15 protein-coding genes are annotated in these 15,552 nt (G+C 45.6%); 7 read left to right on the top strand and 8 right to left on the bottom strand.

Going from position 1 to position 15,552, the window contains the following annotated elements:
- Positions 1–90: 90 nt before the first annotated feature.
- Positions 91–540: a hypothetical protein gene (locus PN462_RS20525; RefSeq protein WP_272130704.1), complete on the bottom strand. Its 450-nt coding sequence runs from the start codon at positions 538–540 to the stop codon at positions 91–93.
- A gap of 120 nt (positions 541–660) precedes the next feature.
- Here PN462_RS20525 and PN462_RS20520 point away from each other — a divergent pair, with 120 nt between their 5' ends.
- The 3 genes from PN462_RS20520 to PN462_RS20510 all read left to right on the top strand — a co-directional run bounded on the left by PN462_RS20520 (position 661) and on the right by PN462_RS20510 (position 2,828).
- Positions 661–1,707: a YihY/virulence factor BrkB family protein gene (locus PN462_RS20520; protein WP_272130703.1), complete on the top strand. Its 1,047-nt coding sequence runs from the start codon at positions 661–663 to the stop codon at positions 1,705–1,707.
- A gap of 110 nt (positions 1,708–1,817) precedes the next feature.
- Positions 1,818–2,273: a DUF4112 domain-containing protein gene (locus tag PN462_RS20515; RefSeq protein ID WP_272130702.1), complete on the top strand. Its 456-nt coding sequence runs from the start codon at positions 1,818–1,820 to the stop codon at positions 2,271–2,273.
- Between the two features lie 141 nt (positions 2,274–2,414).
- Complete coding sequence (locus PN462_RS20510; protein WP_272130701.1) at positions 2,415–2,828, top strand: hypothetical protein; 414 nt, start codon at positions 2,415–2,417, stop codon at positions 2,826–2,828.
- 171 nt (positions 2,829–2,999) lie between these two features.
- On the opposite strand, the gene PN462_RS20505 is transcribed toward PN462_RS20510, so the two are convergent.
- The gene (locus tag PN462_RS20505; RefSeq protein WP_272130700.1) at positions 3,000–3,737 is read right to left on the bottom strand and encodes an SIMPL domain-containing protein; all 738 of its coding nucleotides are present in this window, start codon (positions 3,735–3,737) and stop codon (positions 3,000–3,002) included.
- A gap of 405 nt (positions 3,738–4,142) precedes the next feature.
- On the opposite strand from PN462_RS20505, the gene PN462_RS20500 reads away from it, so the two are divergent.
- Both PN462_RS20500 and PN462_RS20495 read left to right on the top strand, forming a co-directional pair.
- Complete coding sequence (locus tag PN462_RS20500; RefSeq protein WP_272130699.1) at positions 4,143–4,259, top strand: photosystem II reaction center protein I; 117 nt, start codon at positions 4,143–4,145, stop codon at positions 4,257–4,259.
- Between the two features lie 438 nt (positions 4,260–4,697).
- A complete protein-coding gene (locus PN462_RS20495; RefSeq protein WP_272130698.1) occupies positions 4,698–7,442 on the top strand; it encodes a DUF3769 domain-containing protein in 2,745 nt (914 codons plus the stop codon).
- A 142-nt stretch (positions 7,443–7,584) separates the two neighbouring features.
- Here PN462_RS20495 and PN462_RS20490 read toward each other — a convergent pair whose 3' ends face one another.
- From PN462_RS20490 to PN462_RS20475, 4 genes are all read right to left on the bottom strand, one after another.
- The gene (locus PN462_RS20490) at positions 7,585–8,460 is read right to left on the bottom strand and encodes an alpha/beta fold hydrolase (RefSeq protein WP_272130697.1); all 876 of its coding nucleotides are present in this window, start codon (positions 8,458–8,460) and stop codon (positions 7,585–7,587) included.
- Between the two features lie 126 nt (positions 8,461–8,586).
- The gene (locus PN462_RS20485; protein WP_272130696.1) at positions 8,587–9,231 is read right to left on the bottom strand and encodes a YqiA/YcfP family alpha/beta fold hydrolase; all 645 of its coding nucleotides are present in this window, start codon (positions 9,229–9,231) and stop codon (positions 8,587–8,589) included.
- Positions 9,232–9,271: 40 nt separating this feature from the next.
- Complete coding sequence (locus PN462_RS20480; protein ID WP_272130695.1) at positions 9,272–10,996, bottom strand: ATP-binding protein; 1,725 nt, start codon at positions 10,994–10,996, stop codon at positions 9,272–9,274.
- Positions 10,997–11,243: 247 nt separating this feature from the next.
- Positions 11,244–11,486, bottom strand: coding sequence for a type II toxin-antitoxin system CcdA family antitoxin (locus tag PN462_RS20475; RefSeq protein WP_272130694.1), 243 nt, complete (start codon positions 11,484–11,486; stop codon positions 11,244–11,246).
- Positions 11,487–11,663: 177 nt separating this feature from the next.
- Between PN462_RS20475 and lepA the strand changes: the two genes are divergently transcribed.
- On the top strand, positions 11,664–13,475 hold the full coding sequence (gene lepA, locus PN462_RS20470; protein ID WP_272130693.1) for a translation elongation factor 4: 1,812 nt from the start codon (positions 11,664–11,666) through the stop codon (positions 13,473–13,475).
- Positions 13,475–14,104 (top strand): type I restriction enzyme HsdR N-terminal domain-containing protein, encoded by a 630-nt coding sequence (locus PN462_RS20465; RefSeq protein ID WP_272130692.1) that lies wholly within the window; start codon positions 13,475–13,477, stop codon positions 14,102–14,104. Before lepA ends, PN462_RS20465 begins: the two co-directional genes overlap by 1 nt.
- A gap of 19 nt (positions 14,105–14,123) precedes the next feature.
- Here PN462_RS20465 and PN462_RS20460 read toward each other — a convergent pair whose 3' ends face one another.
- Positions 14,124–14,372 carry a hypothetical protein gene (locus PN462_RS20460; protein ID WP_272130691.1) on the bottom strand — a complete coding sequence of 83 codons (249 nt, stop codon included), beginning with the start codon at positions 14,370–14,372 and terminating at the stop codon, positions 14,124–14,126.
- Between the two features lie 315 nt (positions 14,373–14,687).
- Positions 14,688–15,539, bottom strand: a complete 852-nt coding sequence (locus PN462_RS20455) for a glycosyltransferase family 2 protein (RefSeq protein ID WP_272130690.1) — start codon at positions 15,537–15,539, stop codon at positions 14,688–14,690.
- Positions 15,540–15,552 lie beyond the last annotated feature (13 nt).

Raw genomic sequence — 15,552 nt, 5'->3', positions numbered from 1 at the left:
TTCCCTATCCTCCCCATCTCCCCTATCTTCCCTATCTCCTCCATCTTCCCTATCCTCCCCATCTCCCCTATCTCCCGACTCCCCTATCAACTATTTCCCTTGACGGAGACGGTTGAGTTGATCGATGGTATCTCCAATGACGGCGGTGAGGTTGCGACGGGTTTCGATGTGGTTTTCTTGTTCTTGTTTGAGGGCTTCTAAGGCGCGATCGCGCTCTTGAATCACTTCAATTAACTTTCGTTTATAATCCTCTTGGGTCTGTAACGAGACTAACTCCGCCTCAATAGCCGCCTCAATCCCATTTTGATTGACATTTTCCGGGGTGAGCGTACCTTGGAGTTGGTGTAACTGTTCCGTCACCTGCTGTAAATCATCCGCCGCCAACTGCGCCTCGGTGCGGCGTTGACGAGCCTCAATATTATACAGTTTACGCCAATGGGTCGCACTCTCTTGTGCAGCATTGCGATCGCGCTCTACCTGGGCCAGTTGTTGGCGTAATGTCCGAATTTCTGCCAACCACTGCATCAATTCCTCGCTCATATTGTCCCGTCTCTCCTTCATGGGTGTCGCCCTCACCCTCTACTTTATACGACAACCCCCTTCATTTCTCCGAAATTCAGCAAGCCAGTACAATGAAAATGTGCCAGGGGATAATCACGAATGGGAGCTAGGCTACGGCGATTTATTTTATTCTTCTTTTATCTCAATCGGCAGACGATTGGGACTACCATTGCCAGTATCTTCCGCCACCGCTTTGCAGGGTTGGCGGCAGAAATTGCCTATAATGCCATGTTGGCCTTTTTCCCGGCCCTCTTAACCCTCATTACCGCCATTTCCCTGTTTGAGGAGAATTTTGCCAACTTGGTGCGTAATCTCCTGATTCAGTTTATGGGGGTACAAGCTCTCGAAGATGAGTCCGTCCAATCCACACTCCGGGATTTAGCCACCAATTTTCGCATTATTGCCCCCGACTTAGCCTGGCAACTGCTGACGAATTTTGTTGAGGAGTTAACCCAAGTCAAAAGCACCAGTCTCTTTTCTCTCAGTTTTATCGCCGCTATTTGGATCTCCTCCTCTGCCCTAGGGGCCACTATGAATGCCCTTGATCATATCCACCAACTCCCCCGGCGCAAACGTCGTCCGTTTTGGAAAGCCAAATTAGTCTCCATTCTCCTCACCCTAGGCAGTATTTTCCTCTTAGTCGTTGCCTCTTTTCTGGTGTTAATTAGCGGTTCGTTAGTGCGGTTTGTCAGTCGGATGATCGAGTATATCCCCCTCCAAGAGTCAGAACGGGGGGCCGTGTTACTCCTCCAACTGTGGCAAACCTTAAACTGGCCGCTGGCGTTTACCATTGTCATTCTCGCCTTTGCTTTAATTTATCGCTTTGCCCCCAGTTATTGGCATAAAGGCAATCCCATTTTACCTGGGGCAATTTTAGCCGCCTTGTCGTGGTTGGGCATTTCTGCCCTCTTTCGGAGCTATGTGGACAATTTTGGCGCGTATAACAAGGTTTATGGGGCAGTTGGGGCGGTAATTGTTCTCATGTTGTGGTTTTATTTAACGGCCTTAGTGATGCTCATTGGGGGACAATTAAATGTCACCGTGGGGGAGGCCATGCGTCATCATGCGAAAATCCGACGAAAACAGCGATCGCAACCTCCCCCCAATCAATCCCCCCAAGATAGTCCCTCTCCTCTAGAAAAATGACCCATGGGAGATGGGGGAGATGGGGGAGATAGGGGAGATGGGGGAGATGGAGTGGCCACTAGATTAATTGTATTTTGTGATTGAAAATAAATGACACTAGATTATCTTCCATGCCTAACCTGAAACGTCTCCAGTCTCTGAGTCACTTACTCGATAATGCTATTCCTATCCCAGGGACCTCTTACCGAGTCGGCCTTGATCCTATCTTGGGATTTATTCCCGCAGCCGGCGATTATGTGAGTGCAGGGTTTTCGGGCTATATTCTCCTAGAAGCCGCAAAAATGGGAGTCCCCAAAGCCACTCTAGTCCGAATGTTGCTGAATATTGTGGCGGATACCCTAGTGGGGACAATTCCCGTTTTGGGGGATATTTTCGATTTTGCTTGGAAAGCCAACCAGCGCAATTTAATCCTCCTTGAAAGCCATCTGGCCTCCCCCCAAAGCCAATCCCAAGCAGATCAGGGCTTCGTTTGGCTATTATTAGCGGGTTTATTCCTCCTAGTGACTATCTTACTGTTGTTGACGCTGGGGGGCGTTGTTTGGGTGGGAAATCGACTGTTGAGTTAAGGTTATATCCCAAACTCCTCTGAGAAAGTGTGAACTTGATCAAAGGTTCTATTGTCGGATAGAGTAGCCTGCTAGAAGCATAAGTTTGTCTGAACCATCTGATCATCAATTACCGATTACCGATTACTGCTCTAAACGCAAATGCGACTTTTGCCCCTGCTTTGTTTTTACCTCACCCTTCTGTTAACGGTCAGTTGTACCGCGTCTGACGGGGACTCCGAACCCACAGCGAGTCCTTCTGCGACAGCACCGGAGATGCGGCAAATTCCTGCGGTGGTACAAGAGGTGACGGTGGAGAAAGGGGAGTCTCAAACTGTTCAAATTCAAGTAAAGGGGGAGTTCCAAGATGGGTGTGATGTTCCCATTCAGGTGAAACAAAGTCGAGAAAATCAAGTCATTAATATTCAGCTTTATCGGGAGTTACCGAAGGATATTGCCTGTGCTTCTGTGATTACGGAGTTTGAGAAGGAGATTGCTTTAGAGGGGGGGTTGGCCAGTGGGACTTATACACTGGATGTCAATGGGGAACTGGAGGAGATCACAATTAACAATTAACAATTAACAATTAACAATTAACAATTAACAATTAACAATTAACAATTAACAATTAGTTCTTTGTTGCTATCTGACTTGCTGCTTTGTGTTCTTTGTGTCTTTGTGGTTCAACCGTCAACTATCAACTATCAACTATCAACTATCAACTCCTCCATCTCCCCACTCCCTCGCCTAGTAGCGAATTTGCAACGTGACAGAAGCTCGCACCGTTTGTTCCCCTCCAACAACGGGAGTTTCACTGGCATCTTGGCTTTCTAGGGCAGGTTGAGCCATGCGTTGTGGGAGAGGACGGGGGGCGGTGGCGTTGTTAATGCTGATAGTGATAATTTCTTGGGAACTTAAATTTAAGCTCTCTAAGACCACCTTAGCCTGTTCTCTGGCCGCTTGGGTGGCGTTTCGGAGGGCTTCTTCTTGGGCGTTGGCAATGGCCGCATCAGTCGCTGTGAAGGAAATGCCATCAATGCGGGTTGCTCCGGCTTCTACGGCGGCATCCATGACTTGTCCGGCTTGTTCGGTCGGTAGGCGGCAACTTACGGTATTTGTGCCAATATAGCCCTGTAATTGCCGTTCTCCGTCATTGTAACGGTAGTTGGGACGCAGTTGGATGCCTGTGGTTTGCAGTTGTTCAACTTGGCGATTTCTGAGCAATTCCACCACATTTGAAGACCGTTGCGCGACTTCTTCTTGTACCGTTTGCGCATCGTCTCCTTCGACTTCCACGCCTAAACGCACTGACGCGAGGGTGGTGGGGATTTTTTCCTCTCCTTCTCCCGTAACGGTTAATGTCCGTAATAGTTGCTCTTGGGCAGCGATAGGGGAGGGCAAGAGCCAATCAATGGCCGGAACGGTTAACACTACCAGTAAGGTTAATGCGAATAGCCTTGGTTTAACTGTAATGGGATTACTCATAAGTTGAATGGGTGAAACTCTATCAGCGATGTTAAACCAAAAGCATCCTCACCTTTACGGAGTTTCAGTTTTGTTGACAGTCCACGCCCTAGAAGGAAGTGGATTCTTTCTTTATTGCCAGAAGACCCTCGCTTTCAGCGACGGGATGAATTGCGACACTTTTGGTTAACAGATTGACAAGAATAATATATACTGTGAACGATAACTGTCTGCGGTGGGACACATCGTGGACATACAAGAAAATGTCTGGGGAGAGGATGCGACGGGGATTCGCCTCAAGGCGAGTCTAGTTGGCACTCGTAGAAGCAGAAAATTTCACCCGTGAGAGTGGGAATCCCACGTGGGACACGCGGGACTTGGTAGAATAGATCATTAACGATAAAACACTTAACTCAGGAGTCGGAGATGCTCACGCTTAAAATTATTGTTTATTTAGTGGTTGCCTTTTTTGTCGGTCTGTTTGTCTTTGGCTTATTATCCAATGACCCAGCCCGGAATCCTAGCCGTAGTGATCTGGAATAATACTAGAACGATTAGCCAAAACGTTTGGTAATAACCGACTGGTAATAATCGACAAACGCGAATGCTGGGGGTTGTGTTAACCCCCTTTTTGCTGCGCTCTGGCCAATCCTTAACGGGGGGTTGGGGCGATCATTTCCGGGTTCAAGTCCGATTTGAGGATATTGTAGTCAAGATCGGCTAGGCTAATAGACTAGCAACCCTCCCAATTGAGTCAAAATGTTTCCATTTGTTCTTCCTCCTCTTGAACCTGTGTGGCTGCAAGCACCGCTTATTTTGGATGTCACGTCAACGAACTTATGGTCTAGCAGCGATAGTTTTGAGGAGTTGGTGCTTACTCTCCCTGGGAAGAATAACTCATACGGAAGTCTGGTTCAATCTTTGCCCCTTTCTTCAACCTCTTGCGCGACTGAAGGTTTAACGTTTAATCCATCCTGTCTGATGGCTTTAGAATCGTTTAATCAGGAGACTCAGGTAATTATATCTAACCCCCAACACCGATTACGTCTTGGGGAGAATCGGGAACATTCCGTCTGGGAAACCACTCCTGAACCCTTAGATACGCATAATGAAATCACTGCCAACTCTATGGTGACACCTGATATTCCTCATTCACCACCGCCTCAACCGACGCTTTCTATCAGTCAGCCCGCAGAAGTCTCAGAAATGCCTCCCAACCTTGTTGGGGAGGGTGTCACCCCTGCGCCAGAAAATTTTTCCCCTGAAAGTAGTGATGCACCTGTTGCGGAGTCTTCTTCGTTGGGTGAACCGATGTCGGTGGGTTATCCCTCCTCAGTGTCTCCGTCTTCGAGTTCTCGGTCTCTGTCTGCTCCCCCCACGCCATCATCCCCTAAAGTAGAATTTGGGGATCATCCCCCTATTGATGCGTTAGCTAACCAAAAGGCGACTTCTTCTACTGATGAAAAGGTTCAAGTGAATTGGTTTCAGGATGAGTCGTCTGAGTCAGTGTGGTCGATTCATGGGGGGCCGATTCACCGTATTATTACTCAAGAACGGGATGGTGATAGTCGTGAGTTTAATTTAGAACAACGGCCAGAGGATGAGGATGCTCTAGAAGACAATACGCTAGAGAATAGAGAAGATAGTCTAGAGGATGATGAGGATAGTCTAGAGGACAATGCGCTAGAGAACAGAGAGGGGACGCTAGAGGATGAAGAAGATATTTTAGAGGATGCGGAAGATAGTCTAGAGGATGAAGAAGATATTTTAGAGGATGCGGAAGATAGTCTAGAGGATGAAGAAGATATTTTAGAGGAGGAGGAGATTCCCGAATCCCTTGCACCTCCTTCTCCTTCTACTCCTGATCCGTCTGGCATTATTGAGATTAAGGCAGACCGACAAGAGTATAATCAACAACAACGGGTTGTCACTGCACAGGGGGATGTGGTGGTGCGGTTTGCCAGAGGGGTTTTAACTGCCGATCGCGTTCAAATTAATTTACCCAATCGTTTTTTGTGGGCCGTGGGAAATGTGGCGTTGCGACGAGGGCAGCAAACGATACGGGGGGAGGAGTTTGAATATCAATTGGTGCAAGATGAAGGGATTGTGCGTCAGGCCAGTGGGGAAATTTATCAACCAACGACGGGACGAGATTTAGATTTTACTCAGACGGGAATTGCGGCGACGGATATTACCCCGAGTCGTCCGTTAAGCGATCGCCTCTTACAACAACAACCCGTCCGAAATATTAGTCCGGCCTCAGGGTATCAGTTTAGCGTCGGTTCAATTCGCCAGGTGGAAGGATTGACCAGTGTTCCCACCACCGGAACAAGTGGTGATGTCAAACGATTCCGGTTTGAAGCGGATTATATTGAGTTCGATTCTGAGGGATGGTGGGCCAGAAATATCCGCCTCACCAATGACCCCTTTTCCCCCCCAGAGTTAGAAATACGGGCCGATACGGCGGAATTTAACCGCTTGAATGAGTTTCAAGATGAAATTCTCACCACAAATTCTCGGATTACTTTTGATCAGGGGTTATCTTTACCGATTTTCCAAGATCGGATTTTAATTGACCGACGACCGGACCAAGCAGGGTTATTCAATATTGGCTTTGATGATGATGAACGGGGGGGATTTTTTATTGAACGGAAGTTCACGATTTTGCAGACTCCTAATGTTGCTTGGACTGTCACCCCCCAATATTATGTACAACGGGCTTTGTTTGATGAAAGTGCCTTTGATCCTAGTGTGTTTGGGTTGAAGACGGGACTCAGTGTTATTTTTAGTGAACGAACCCGTTTAATTGGGTCTGCGGAAGTGACCAGTATGCGGTTAGAGGATTTTGAGGATAATTTCCGGTCTAGTGTCCGGTTGCGTCATCTTATTGGGTCTTTGGACCGACCTCATACGCTGACCGCAGAATATAGTTTCCGCGATCGCCTGTTTAACGGTTCATTAGGATTCCAAACTGTACAAACCAGTTTTGGGGCAGTGTTAACCTCTCCCAATATTGTTTTAGGAGATACGGGAATTAACTTAAGATATCAAGGAGGAATTCAGGTTGTCACCGCCAATACAGACCGTTCCGACCTCCTCGCCGATGAACGAGAAAACAACCGCATTACTCTCACTCGTTATCAAGGGGTTGCCTCTCTCAGTCGTAATTTTACCCTCTGGGAAGGAGAAGGACTTCCCCCAACTCCGACGGAAGGGTTACGCTATACCAATCAGCCTGTTGTGCCTTATTTACGACTCAATACCAAGGTGACAGGGTTAGCAAGTCTTTATAGTAGTAATGACACCCAAGAAGCCTTAACAGGAAGTATTGGGTTAAGTGGACAAATTGGCCATTTTTCCCGTCCGTTTTTGGATTATACAGGGTTTAATATTAGTTATTCTCAATCTGCTGTCGGTGAGCTTTCTCCTTTCTTATTTGACCGGATTGCTGATCGTCGTCGTCTCTCGTTTGGGGTGACTCAGCAAATTTATGGGCCGTTTCGGTTTGGGTTTCAAAGTTCGATTAATTTAGATACTAATGAAGAAATTAGCACAAATTATATCCTAGAATACAGTCGCCGCACCTACAATGTTCAGTTACGATATAATCCGGTGGTTGGTCTGGGATCATTTTTAATTCGCATTGGTGATTTTAACTGGTTAGGAACAGGTGAACCCTTTGGAGGAAGTGGAGTTCGTCCCGTGGTTCAAGGGGTGACACAATGATCAATAAACAATAAACAATTAGCAATAAGTAATTAGCCATTAAAAACTGGTAAGTATTCAGATATGTAGGTTGGGTGAAGCGTAGCGTAACCCAACACCCCTAACAATTATGAATTATCCATTATCAATTATCCATTATTTATTATCCATTTTCTTTGACAAATTCAGAGACAGTGGCAACAAATTTATGGGTTGCTTCATAGGGGAGAACGTTGCGGCCTGGGATGATGCGGCCTGTTCCTTGTTTTAAATGGTCTAGATAGCCTTTTAACCGTTGTTCGGCGGTTTCTTGTTTGCCTTCTTTACTAATACTTGATGCCGCTTCTCCGAAGACGAGGAGGGTAGGATGGGGAATGGTCTCTATTTTTTCTTGGTAATTTTGTCGCCAAAATCCTGATAAGAAAGAAAAGACAGCATGACGACTGGCGGCATTATTTGCACCAATTTTTAGTTGTTCTAACCATTCTGCATCAACATCGGTGGTTTTCTCGAATAATTGGCGAATGGAAAAGGATTCTAGAAAACTTCGGCGGCGGGCATAGCGAAAAAATAAGTTGCCCAAGGGGGTATTAAACAAATTCCAAGCGAATATATGGCGACTTTCTGGGGTGGGGGTTTTCATTAATTCCCAAGCGGGTGGCCCGGAGGCAACTAAACCTTTGATTAAGTTGGGAAATTTATGACTACAATAAATCCCTACAGGCATTAAGGCCCCTTGGGCGATGAGAATACTGGGTTTTTGTACAATATTTTCTGCAAAATATTTGAGTTGATCTGCCCAGTCTTCAGGATAGTAAGCGACGCGAGGCATGGCACTTTCTCCACATCCTAATAAGTCGGGATTATAGATGGGGTTTGTGTTGCCTTGGTTATACCATTCTTTAATAAATCGCTGCCAAAATTGCCGGGATAATCCCACCCCAATGGGATGAATTAAAATTAAGGGAGTCCCCGGATCATCGGCGTTATGGGTTTCGTAAGCACATTTATATTTTTGCCAAGTATAGTATTGTGTCATTTTTGGTTTGTTGTTGGTTCTTGGTTCTTGGTTAGGACAGAAACCGGGTTTCTAGCCAAATTTATCATCTTTTCTCACAAGTTTATAAAGAAACCCGGTTTCTTAGCACCTATTATCAATTATCCATTACCCATAACCAATTTCTAAAAATTGTTTAATTTCTTGCCAAATTTGGGGCATGACGTTGCTGAGGGTGTGATCACTGTCTAGTTCAATTAAAGTGGTCCAGGGACGGTTTTGGCAATAGGTTTGAGAGGCTTGGAGGGGGATGACATCATCGTGGATGCCGTGGAGGATGAGGGTGGGGATGTCGCGGTTTAAGCTGGCTTCGGGGTATTGTTGCAGATCGCTGATAAATTGGTAATGGAGGGGGATTTCTCGTTGTTCGGCGTAGTGATAGACGGGGTGATAACCGGAGGTTTGCCATTGTTGGAGGGTGTCTGGGCCCAGTTTGGGCAACCAGTGACGCAGAAAGCCAAAGGCTGGGGCTAAACCGATAATTTGCTTGACTTGAGGGCAAAGTTGTGCTATGAAAGCGGCGGTGAGTCCGCCGAAACTGGACCCGATGAGGGTAACGGGGATGTCGGTGGGGGGGAGGAAGGTTTTAACTTGTTGGAGTTGTCGGGTGAGGGTGAGGTGGGAGAAGTCTCCTTGGTTGAGATCAAGGATGTAGAGGGGGATGTCACATTCGGTAAAGCGATCGCACAAATACTGAGCTTTGGCCGATTTGGGGCCGGAGGCAAAACCGTGTAGATACAGATAATAACTCAAGAGTCTTGTTTATTCTGGGTCGTCCGGATTCATTGTACGACTAATCGCCGTCGCTGCGACCGACTTTAATTAAGGGGAGTTGGAAAAGGGGAACGGTAAAGGTAACGGTTGATCCCAAACTTTCCCCCATGCTGAAGAAATTAATATCCCCTCCCATGGTTTCGATGAGTTTTTGGGAAATGGCCAGTCCTAACCCAGTCCCTCCGTAGGATTTCGTGCGTGATCCATCGACTTGGCTAAAGTTTTGAAAGAGTTTGTCGAGTTTATCGAGGGGGACTCCAATTCCGGTGTCTGCGACGCGAATTTTCACGATTCCGGGGAATTCTTTGTCGTTGAAGGTGATTTTACCTCGTTTAATTTCTGCGCTGATGGTGACTCCCCCTTCGTGGGTGAATTTAATGGCATTGCCGACTAGGTTAAGCATCACTTGTAGCAGACGTTGGTAGTTGCCGTAGAGTAAAACGGGTTCACGGGTGGGGGGCCGTTGAATTTCAAAGGTGAGGTTTTTGTGTTCGGCCAGCGATCGCGCTTTATTCTCCACATCTTCGCACAAGTCATCCAGGGAGACATCCGCAAAATTAAGCTCCATTTTCCCGGCTTCAATTTTGGCAATGTCGAGGATATCATTAATTAAATTCAAAAGATGTAACGCCGATTTATGGGCTTCTTCAAGAAATCCCCGTTCTTCTTCGGAGTCATCGGCCAGATCATCGAGAATTAACTTTAAAAAGCCAATAATCCCATTGAGAGGAGTCCGCAATTCGTGGGAGGTACTAGCGAGAAACTCACTTTTCATGCGGGATGCGTCTTCGGCTTTGACTCGCGCTTGTTCGAGTTCATTATAAAGGGTAGCGTGAGCAATGGCCGTTCCCACATGGGTGGATAGTTCTCGCACTAACTCAATTTCGGACTCACTCCAATGGCGAAAATGATCGCATTGTTGCAGACAAATCAGCGCGTTTCGTTGATGTTGATAAAAAGTGGACACCACCAATAAAGATTGGGGATCCCCATCTTGGGCATCTTCGATATAGTCAAGGGCAATGGGTTCATCGGTATGTAACGCTTGGGCTAAATAGGGCTGACTGCCCAAGATTAAATGTTCCCCTAACATGGACTTAAAGGGTTTTTGGCAGTATTCGGCCTCCACTTTCATCCGTTGGTTTTTGCCCTCGTAGGAAATAATTAAACACCGAGATAGTCCTAATGCGTCCCCTAGACTATGAACGGTTTGTTGCCAGATGGTCTCTAAATCAAGGGTGCGGCGGATATTACGAGCAATGTGTGTTAAAAGATTGTGATAGGGGTTGCGGCGGATGCTGCGGGCAATTTGAGTAATGAAATCTTGATAATTATCATTGGGGGTGGGAGTGGTGGAGGATTGGGGGGCTTTGGCGATCGCATCTTGATCCAGCAAACTCCCCACCACTAAAACCGACGTGATTCGCCCTTCTTGTCGCAAAATCGGGCTAATCATCAACTCAAAGGGCAATGTTTCCTCACCACAGCGAAATAAGCAAAAATAGCTTTCTGGTAAGCGACGTTCCATCACCCGTTGAATGGCCCCTTGATAATCCTCCCATGCTTCGGGAAAAAATAACTGATTCCCCCCTTCTTTTAACAGTTGTTCCGGGGACAAACCATAGTCTGGGGCGAACTTCCAGAAAAATGACAGATATTCACCCGATAGTCCTTGAGTGTAGATCAACTCTGCACCCAAATCCTGCAAGCCGACTGGATTCTCTTGTGCAGGAGAAGCTGTCATAACATTTAACCTACTCGCATAACAGTTATACAAAAGGGGGGTTAACGCTGGAAAGACCCGTGTTAACCCAGTCGGATTAACCAATTCGGATGGCTGTACTGACCTGTCAATATTCTAGCTTACTGTTTCCTAGGTACAACAAGGCCAATCCACCTCCTCGCCTCAGATGAACCGAGAAAATTGCCAAACAGACGAGTGGGGGAAGCAGACAGACAGACCATCCACTCTATTCCCCCCATTGACCTCGTTAGTCATTCCACTCACCCCGAGGGGGGACAGGAGGATTCCGTCTGAAAGTCCGGGTTAAATCATCATCTCGTTCTCGTTCCCCCCTCAACCACTGCTTAATGGCAGTTTCAATAATCCGACTAGGGTCTTCACTGAGATGCTTGAGTTGATCCAGTAAATCCGAATCCAACTGGATCGATACCTCAACCTTCTCAGCTAAACGTTGAGATTGGGTAGCATTCGCATTAGCATTATCATTCATAACCTATTTCGATTGCGCGGATGGCAATTCAATGTTTAACGTTTGTTTATGGGTTTAATTCAATTGTACAAAACTCTTGGAGCAAGCCGCCTCTCTTACCCCCGATTTACCAGTAGGCAAAATAAATATTACAATAAATGAAGTTTCAGAAATCTGCAAGTTGCCAGTTTTACCCCTATGACCAATGCTCCCGTTTCTCGAATTCGTAATTTTTGCATTATTGCCCACATCGACCACGGCAAATCCACCTTGGCCGACCGTCTGTTGACCGTGACCGACACGGTGGCGAGTCGGAAAATGCAAGACCAGTTTCTCGACAATATGGACTTGGAACGGGAACGGGGCATCACTATTAAGCTACAGGCCGCCAGGATGAATTACACGGCCTCCGATGGCAAGGAGTATGTTCTCAATTTGATTGATACACCAGGTCACGTGGACTTTTCCTATGAGGTGTCCCGGTCTTTGGCCGCTTGTGAGGGGGCCCTATTGGTGGTGGATGCCTCTCAGGGGGTAGAAGCGCAAACCTTGGCCAATGTGTATTTGGCCTTAGAACATGATTTAGAGATGATCCCGGTTCTGAATAAAATTGACTTACCGGGGGCTGAACCCGATCGCGTCATTGAAGAAATTGAAGAAGTGGTGGGGTTAGACTGTACTGGGGCCATTCACGCTTCGGCCAAACAAGGCATTGGGGTGGATGAAATTCTCGAATCCATTGTTCATCTGGTTCCCCCACCCCAAGATACCGTCGATCAACCCCTACGGGCTTTGATTTTTGATAGTTATTATGACCCCTATCGGGGCGTGATTGTCTATTTTCGGGTCATGGATGGGAAACTGAAAAAAGGCGATCGCGTCCGTCTCATGGCCTCCAAAAAAGAATACGATATTGATGAACTAGGCATTCTCTCCCCCAACCAAATCCAAGTCGAAGACCTCCACGCCGGAGAAGTGGGCTATTTCGCCGCCGCCATCAAAGCCGTAGAAGATGCCCGTGTCGGGGACACCATCACCCTGGCCAACGCCCCAGCCCCCAACCCCTTACCCGGTTATACGGAAGCCCGGCCCATGGTCTTTTGTGGTCTATTCCCCACCGACTCCGATGAATATGCCGATTTACGGGATGCCCTGGAAAAACTAAAACTCAACGACTCGGCCTTAAACTACGAACCGGAAACCTCTAGTGCTATGGGCTTTGGCTTCCGGTGTGGGTTCTTAGGCTTATTACACTTGGAGATTGTCCAAGAACGCTTAGAACGGGAATACGGCCTAGATTTAATCACCACGGCCCCTTCTGTAATTTATCGAGTGACGAACCTAGAAGGGGAAGTCTTAGAAATTGAAAATCCCAGCTTACTCCCTCCCCCCCAAGAACGAGAAAAAATCGAAGAACCCTACATTCACCTCGAAATTATTACCCCAGAGGAGTATGTGGGGACATTGATGGAGTTGTGTCAGACACGACGGGGCATTTTCAAAGATATGCGCTACTTCACCACCACGCGCACCACGTTAGTTTATGAAATTCCTCTCGCGGAAGTGGTCACCGACTTTTTCAACCAACTGAAATCTCGGTCTCGCGGTTATGCCAGCATGGAATATCATCCCATTGGGTATCGCGCCGATCATCTCGTTAAACTAGATATTCGGGTGAATAGCGAACCCGTGGACTCTCTAGCCATGATTGTCCATCGAGATAAAGCCTATCCCACCGGACGGGCATTAGTGGAGAAATTAAAAGAATTAATCCCCCGTCATCAGTTTAAAATTCCCGTACAAGCGGCCATTGGCTCTAAAATTATCGCCAGTGAACACATTCCCCCCTTGCGTAAAGATGTGTTAGCCAAATGTTACGGCGGCGACATCTCCCGCAAGAAGAAACTCCTGCAAAAGCAAGCCAAAGGGAAAAAGCGCATGAAAGCCATCGGGACGGTAGATGTTCCCCAAGAGGCGTTTATGGCGGTGTTACAGATTGAGAATAATTAATGGTGCAGTCAATTCCTGCTAGCGAGGTTCAGTTTCGTCAACTCAAGCAAAAGTTTGACCTTCAACGAGTTGATGATCCCCAATTTTTCCCAGAATGGTCTGAAGTTCAGATCAGTTTATCAGACTCCGAACAACAGACCTTAGATCGAGTCAAAGAAAACTATTCTGAACTGATGGAAGACCCACCCATGCTGGAAAATACAGTCAAAATGGTGGTCTTGTCTCCGTTGTTAGATTTAGCCGGATTTTATCGTCAACCCTTCCAGTTAAAAACCGAACCTAGTGTCGCGTTAGAACTAGAAGATGCAGGGAAAATCATTCGAGGTCGAATTGATGTCTTAGTCGAGAGAAACCGTCTTTGGTTATTGGTTATTGAGTCCAAACGCAGTGATTTTTCCGCCATTCGCGCTATCCCCCAAGCATTAGCCTATATGTTAAGTAATCCCCAAGGAAATTTCCCCACCTTTGGGTTAATTGCCACGGGGAGCGAGTTTTTATTTTTAAAAACAGTCCGAGACCCGACAGCACAGTATGGGAATTCGCGGTTATTTTCCTTAATCAATCCAGGAAATGAGTTATATTTGGTGTTACAAATTCTCAAAGATTTAGGTCAGCGAGTTATTGATTAATAAAGTGTATAAATACTATTTACTCTTGTTCAGGGAGTGCTAAAATTTCATCTTCAATAAGTTCCGGTAATTTATCAGTATGGACGTGCAAATGTGTGATAGAACCTGTTAACTCAGCAAGGATATCTCCTTTTTGTTCTTCAGTTAAATTAGCAAGTTTTAATTGAGTTAAAAGAAAAATGACAGTTTCACATTCTTCTCCTAACTCATCTAGTAAGGTTGCTAAGGTAGAATTAACGGCTAAAGATTTTTGTGAATTATAAATCATTTTCCTCGATTTAAACGTTTTTCTGCTCTAGCTCAACTTTTTTCTAGTCCTTTTATTTCGCGTAACCAATAATTAATCAAATTTTGGTCGGGATTTTCCTTATTTTGTTCATCAGTAATTTTTTGATAATGAATTTGAATTTGTCGTCTGATACTTGCAACAGATTTACGAAACTTCTTTTTAGACAAAACTAAATTTATTCAATTGATGGATGTTTTAATTTAATGGTTTTAGGATTTGTATTTTATTAAAAAGTAATAGCTCGAGCAACATGAGTTTTACTATTGAAAGTTTCTCCTATTTTTTAAGGTTTAACTAAACAGAGTTGTAACTAAACCAATATAATTGAATACCTTGTAATTTACCTAAACCTATCTTAGGTTTAATCCATAATAACACGAGTCCATAAACCAAAACTCGTAAAAAACGCAGTAAAAACACCCAAAACGGTGCATATCGACGCAGGGTGAGTAAATAACTGTAGGTGCTGTGTTTGAGTTTTTGGGTGGGGTTGCGGTTGGTGGTGGAGGAAGGGGTGTGAATGAGGGAAATTTGGGGAGTAATAGCAATGGTGTGGCCTTGTTTTGCGTAACGGTAGCAAAAATCAAAGTCTTCGTAATAGAGAAAGTACGCAGGATCAAAATAAGGACAGTTGGGGAATTGTGCTAAGTTAAGGAGTACACTACAACCACTTACCCAGTCACAGGGAATATAGTCTTGTTGAGGAGCATTTTCACATAAGTTTCTCTCGACAATTGCTCCCCGACTGGGGATAAATTGGCCCCCTCCAAACCAATTTTTATCGGTGTCGGTTTTAATGTGTGTTCCGAGGATAGAAATATGAGAGAGTTTAGGGAGTAGATGGTCTAATTTTTCTAGGGTTTGGGGGAGAAAAAAGGTGTCGGGGTTAATTAACCAAATGATGGCCTGAGTGTCTTGTTGATATATCCAGTTTATCCCTAAATTACACCCTTGACCAAAACCCAGATTGGTTTCAGCATTGAGAATTGTTAGGTTAGGATGTTTTAAGTGTTGAATTAAGGAGTCTTCTGGGGAATTATTAACAATAATAATTTGATAATTGAGGGTGGGATAAACTGATAAGGAGTTTAAACAACGCTCAATTAATTCTGCACAGTTATAATTAACAGTTAAAAGGTAAAGCACATTAATTCTTGTT

Origin of the sequence: Spirulina sp. CS-785/01, assembly GCF_028330525.1 — a bacterium.
Taxonomy (GTDB): Bacteria; Cyanobacteriota; Cyanobacteriia; order Cyanobacteriales; family Spirulinaceae; genus JAQMSD01.
Note: the sequence above shows the minus strand (reverse complement) of the source record. Positions and strands in the feature narration are given on the sequence as shown.